The following is a 5,451-nucleotide window of genomic DNA, read 5'->3' as shown; positions in this document are numbered from 1 at the left end:
GGAACTTATTACTGCAATAATGATAGTCTTCGCAGGCGGAGATCCTTCAAAAGTATTTAAAACATAAAGTGGCCGGAATTTCTTCCGACCACTCTTACTGTAGCTCCTGCTTTTTCGGCAAATTTGGCATGGTAGATCGTTCTTTCGGTGGTAAGGTTTGATACTCCCACTAAAATAGGTGCTCTGCCTCTTACTTGTTCTATGGTGGCTTCTGTAATTGCTTCTTTTTCCTGATCGTTCAGGTAAGGCATTACTCCTGTACTGCCTAAGGGAGCAATACCATGAGAACCGGACACTATTAACCTTTCTACTAATTGCTTATAAAGTAAAATATCGACTTTTTCGTTGGTATCAAAAGGCGTAATAGGATACGCAATGATGCCTTTAAATGGAGCGTTTTTCATTTCTTTCTGCTGTTTTTTTTATAAATCCCTTCCTTCTTCTTCTCTTAATGCTACTCCTAAATTTTGCAATTGTGGCGCATTTTCTGTGGCGATATATTTGGCGTTTTCAGAATCGCTTAAGTTTTGATGTCTGTGCCAGGTCCATGCCGGAATATAAACTGCATCGCCCGCTTTCCATTCTACTTTTTGATCCTCAATTTCGGTATATCCCGAGCCTTCAATGACATACAATAATGTTTCGTAGGTATGTCTGTGTCGGTTGGTTAATTGTCCCGGTAATAATCCGCCAATGGTCATGCTTACATTTTTGCTTGGCAAATCGACAAAGAAAACCGGATGTTTTCTTTCGGTCGAAAATTGATTGTGTTCTCCCGCGTTTTCAACATTTCTGTGAATTAATTTATCCGGCATTACAAAACTTGGTCGCGCAAAGGTTTGGTGAAAATCTTTTGATGAGAATTTTTTTTCTGTTGTTTCCATGGTATTTAATTTAAGTTCCTGCATTATTGCTTCACAAAATTATCTTAACTTTGGTCTGGCGATATAGCACAGTTTTAACATAAACAGATAGTCCAGATGTTACGACCTTGGCAATTAGAAATTCAGTTAGACAAAAAATCGAATACGGCATTGTACCTGCAAATTGCCGATGCGATTATCAATGCCATAAAATCCGGTACATTAACAAGTGGAAATGCTTTGCCCGGAAGCAGGCAATTAGCAGGTTTACTTCATGTAAATCGCAATACGGTAATTGAAGCACTCGATGTTCTGATCGCGGAAGGCTGGCTCATTACCATAGACAGAAAAGGAACTTTCGTTGCGGATGTATTGCCTGAAACTGCTGCTGAAAAAAAACAAAAACAGGAAATAAATACCAAACAAGAGGAGATCAGGTCTCATCTCGTTTTTGACGATGGTCTTCCGGACAGCCGCCTTGCTCCTATGACTGATCTGGCACGTGCTTACAGAGAAATATTCAACAGAAAATCGCGCTGGCAAATTATGGGTTACAGTAATGAATTTGGTAACACTGAATTTAGAAAAGCAATTGCCCAAATGCTTAATTTTAAAAGAGGAATGAATATTTCTCCCGATCAAATTTGTATTACACGAGGCAGCCAGATGGCGATGTATCTTGCAGCGCATTCTTTATTCTCGAAAGGAGATTATGTTATGCTAGAAAATCCGGGATATAAACCTGCCTGGAAAGCGTTTGAAAGTGCCGGTGCAACGTTGCTTCCTGTAAATATTTCCAGCGATGGTCTGAAACTGGATGAAGTCGAAGCATACTTAAAAAAACACAAGACTATAAAAGCGATATACGTTACGCCACATCATCAATTTCCGACCACGGTAACAATGAGCCTGAAAAAAAGATTAAAGCTTATTGAACTTTCTAATCAATACGGGTTTACGATTATTGAGGACGATTATGATCATGAATTTCATTTTGGCCAGCGCCCTATTTTACCTATTTCGAGTTATGAAAGTGCTCAAAACTTTATCTACATTGGCTCTTTAAGCAAAATTGTGGCTCCTGCATTGCGTATTGGCTATTTGGTCAGTACAGCAGAAAATATCGAAAAAGTAGGCGAACACAGAAAGATAATCGATGTTCAGGGCGATAATATTATGGAGGAAGCGGTATTGCATCTTATTAATGAAGGGATCATTAAAAGACATTTAAAAAAGACGAATCTTATTTATAAAGCAAAACGGGATTATTTTGAAAGTCTCTGTAATCAATACTTAAAAGACAAAATTACGTTTGCTAAACCCGAAGGAGGTTTGGCTTTTTGGATTGTTCCGAAATCAGAAATTGACATCGCATTTGTTTGTCAGCAATTATTAGGCAAAGGCATTAAAATTATGAACCCTGAAAATTTTAGTTTTACAAATTCGGCATCAGGATTTAGATTAGGTTACGCATCGCTGACAGAACAACAAATGGAGGAAGGAATTATTGCTCTCTCAGAATATCTGTAAAAAAAAAGACTGAAAGCAAAAACACTTTCAGTCTGTAAACTTTCCAATTCTATTTTGGTACAATCATTAATTACAGTTTTCCATTTCGATAATAGAAAAACCATTTTCTTTAATTTGGTTTTCTACTTCTGCAGGCGCTCTATCAATATGACAAAATCTACATTCTTTTGATGTTAATGGCTGACCTTCCTGAGAAACTGTTTTTAGATAACTTTTTCCAAATTCAAAAATCTCATTTTCATCGTTTGTATTCTCGTCTACCAGAATGTCAAAATGCATAATTTTTCCGTCTTTTCGGGTTACATAAGTATCCCATACTGCTACTTTCATAAATTGTTCTTTTTAATAGAACAAATTTACTCCGGTTATTCAGAAACGGTATAATCCAGTTTTTTGATTTATCCCGAATTACTGGTCTGGTTACAACTTCATAAAAAAGAAACTGGACTATTTTAAAACCTTAAAACTGGATCAGAATTATAAACTAGACAACTTATAATTTTGCACCATGAAAGAGATGATAATTTCGAACTTAAAAGAGGTTCATAACAGAATCGAAACTGCATGTAAACTTTCGGGCAGAGATGCATCAGAGGTACAATTGTTATTGGCTACCAAAACTGTTCCTGCCGATAAAATCAAAATTGCTATTGATGCCGGTGAAACTTTGCTGGGAGAAAACAAAATGCAGGAATTGCGGGATAAAGATTCTGACCTGAAAGAATTAAATATAGAACGTCATTTTATTGGTCATCTTCAAACCAATAAAATAAAAGATGTGCTCAAATACGTTTCGTGCATTCAGTCTTTAGACAGATTAAATCTTGCCGAGGAACTGGATAAACAATTGCAAAAAGAAAACAGAAATCTGGACGTTTTTATACAAGTAAATACTTCGTTTGAAGAAAGTAAATTTGGACTTCCGCCCCATGAGGTAATTTCTTTTATTCATGAAATCAAAAAATACAAAACATTAAAAATAAAAGGGTTGATGACAATTGGTTTATTAGATGTCGACAAAGAAAAAATGCAGCCTTCTTTAAGATTATTAAGAGAAATCAGGGATGAAATTTACAATGCAAAAATAGACGGAATAGGTGAATTAAAACTTTCTATGGGAATGTCTCAGGATTTGGAACTGGCTATTGCCGAAGGATCTAATATGGTGAGAATTGGAACTTCGATCTTTGGAAACCGCTTTTTAGGAAAAGAGATCTGGAATGAAAATATTGCCGAATAAACTTTAATTTTGCATCAAATAAAAATTGAAATGAATCTATACGAACTTACCGTAAACGATATCGAAAAAATAGCTTTGAGCGATTTACTTTTTAGTGAAGAAAATAAAGCTGCTTTAACCCAAACTATCAAAGAGCATCAATATCTTGAAGAATTAAAGAAGTACAATCTTAAAGTAGATAACAAAATATTACTTCACGGACATTCGGGTTGCGGTAAAACTACAACGGCAAAAGCTATTGCAACTGCTTTGAACAAAAATATCGTAATTATCAATTTGAGTACTTTAATTAATGCGCGAATTGGTGAAACATCAAAAAATGTAAAAGCGATATTCGATAAAGCGATTAGAGAAAAATCGGTATTGTTTTTAGATGAATTTGATCAGATTGGAAAAAGCCGTGATAGCGATGATAAAGACGTAGGCGAAATGAGACGTCTTGTTAATACGATCATTCAGTTGATTGATTATTTTCCAACAGATAGTTTGCTTATTTGTGCGACCAATCATTATCATACAATTGATACTGCTTTATTAAGAAGGTTTCAATTGCGTTTACAATTCGAAATGCCTAATGAAAAAGAATTAGATCTTTATTATGATAAGTTACTAACTGCTTTTCCTGATCATTTACAAAACATTCCACGTAAATATACAATTTCTTATGCTGAGGCTAAAGATTATGTAAATACTACGATGAAAAAGCAAATTATTGCAGAGCTGGAAGTACAGAAGTTGTTATAAAAAATCGAATATATAAGTTATAAGTCTGCACGATCAATTGGTTGTGCAGACTTTTTTTTGCTATAACTGAAAAGAACTATTCTTTGAATCTTATAAACTATCAAGCTCAATACTCTTTTCGCAGCTAAAAATAGTTTTATATTAGCATTTATATCAAATGTCGTAAAAATGTCATAAGAGAACCGTTATCAAATCATACATTTTAAAATAATTTTGAAGAAAAATAAATGATATAAATTATGAACGCTATAGGAAAAAAAATCAGCGACACAAGAAAGTCAAAAGGCTTTACCCAGGAAGAACTGGCAGAACTTTCAAAGGTAAATTTGAGAACGATACAAAGAATCGAAAACAACAAAAATGAACCGCGAGGAAAAACGTTAAGCCTGATTTGCGACGTACTTCAAATTGATAAAGCCGATTTGCAGGAATTAAACGAACTCCACCAGCGTAAAACAATTGCTACTTTTATAATTGATGCCGTTTATTTAATTCTTTTAAATTTAGCTATAGTCACTACAATTGGCTACATGACTTTGCCAAATGAAGCCAATATAAATAGTAAAGTTGGTGCTTTACTTTTAAGTTTCTTTATTCCGTTTTTCATTATCCATTTTACGCAAAAAATGAAAGCAACAGAACGAGTTCTAAAATTCGGACTTGGATTTGCAGCATATCTTATTTTACTTATATCCGTACAAGGTTTTATTGGTGGATGCAAAATCGGATTCAGCTCCTGGATTTTTTCCTGTATCTTGTTATTTATTGGTGTGTTATTTTATGGGAAAATTTTATTTAAAACTGAGAAATAATCTCGCTTTATAAAAACAGATTAAAATCAAGTTAAAAGTATTTGAATTGCGCGAGCCTGTTTCCGAAATTTTTTATCCTAGATTTAAATAAATTTCCGTAAAAAACTTCTTATTATTTCCTATATTCGCTCAACAAAAATTAGATATATTATGTAAATAGATCTTAAAACAGATGATTTTTAACTATTTTAAGGCTAAAATAGACAGATTAAGACAGTTTTGCCAAATTTATCGTAATGAGGACAACTAGCAGAATAATCAG

7 protein-coding genes are annotated in these 5,451 nt (G+C 34.0%); 4 read left to right on the top strand and 3 right to left on the bottom strand.

The window, feature by feature from the left end; genetic code table 11:
• Positions 1–56: 56 nt before the first annotated feature.
• Positions 57–404 (bottom strand): dihydrodipicolinate synthase family protein, encoded by a 348-nt coding sequence (locus tag FLACOL7796_RS12270; RefSeq protein ID WP_232067366.1) that lies wholly within the window; start codon positions 402–404, stop codon positions 57–59.
• A gap of 18 nt (positions 405–422) precedes the next feature.
• Positions 423–884, bottom strand: a complete 462-nt coding sequence (locus tag FLACOL7796_RS12265; RefSeq protein WP_173971065.1) for a cupin domain-containing protein — start codon at positions 882–884, stop codon at positions 423–425.
• Positions 885–980: 96 nt separating this feature from the next.
• Here FLACOL7796_RS12265 and pdxR point away from each other — a divergent pair, with 96 nt between their 5' ends.
• Positions 981–2,393, top strand: coding sequence for a MocR-like pyridoxine biosynthesis transcription factor PdxR (gene pdxR, locus FLACOL7796_RS12260; protein WP_173971064.1), 1,413 nt, complete (start codon positions 981–983; stop codon positions 2,391–2,393).
• Positions 2,394–2,459: 66 nt separating this feature from the next.
• Here the strand turns inward: pdxR and FLACOL7796_RS12255 are convergent, their stop codons facing one another.
• Positions 2,460–2,723, bottom strand: a complete 264-nt coding sequence (locus FLACOL7796_RS12255) for a DUF2024 family protein (protein ID WP_173971063.1) — start codon at positions 2,721–2,723, stop codon at positions 2,460–2,462.
• A gap of 178 nt (positions 2,724–2,901) precedes the next feature.
• On the opposite strand from FLACOL7796_RS12255, the gene FLACOL7796_RS12250 reads away from it, so the two are divergent.
• The 3 genes from FLACOL7796_RS12250 to FLACOL7796_RS12240 all read left to right on the top strand — a co-directional run bounded on the left by FLACOL7796_RS12250 (position 2,902) and on the right by FLACOL7796_RS12240 (position 5,189).
• Entirely contained in the window at positions 2,902–3,633 is a 732-nt protein-coding gene (locus FLACOL7796_RS12250; protein WP_173971062.1) for a YggS family pyridoxal phosphate-dependent enzyme, read from the top strand.
• A gap of 30 nt (positions 3,634–3,663) precedes the next feature.
• Complete coding sequence (locus tag FLACOL7796_RS12245; RefSeq protein WP_173971061.1) at positions 3,664–4,377, top strand: AAA family ATPase; 714 nt, start codon at positions 3,664–3,666, stop codon at positions 4,375–4,377.
• A gap of 239 nt (positions 4,378–4,616) precedes the next feature.
• Positions 4,617–5,189: a helix-turn-helix domain-containing protein gene (locus FLACOL7796_RS12240; protein WP_173971060.1), complete on the top strand. Its 573-nt coding sequence runs from the start codon at positions 4,617–4,619 to the stop codon at positions 5,187–5,189.
• Positions 5,190–5,451 lie beyond the last annotated feature (262 nt).

The sequence above is a fragment of the Flavobacterium bizetiae genome (assembly GCF_902804475.1).
GTDB lineage: Bacteria > Bacteroidota > Bacteroidia > Flavobacteriales > Flavobacteriaceae > Flavobacterium > Flavobacterium bizetiae.
The sequence above is the reverse complement of the archived record's forward strand: the minus strand, read 5'-3'. Positions and strand labels throughout refer to the sequence as shown.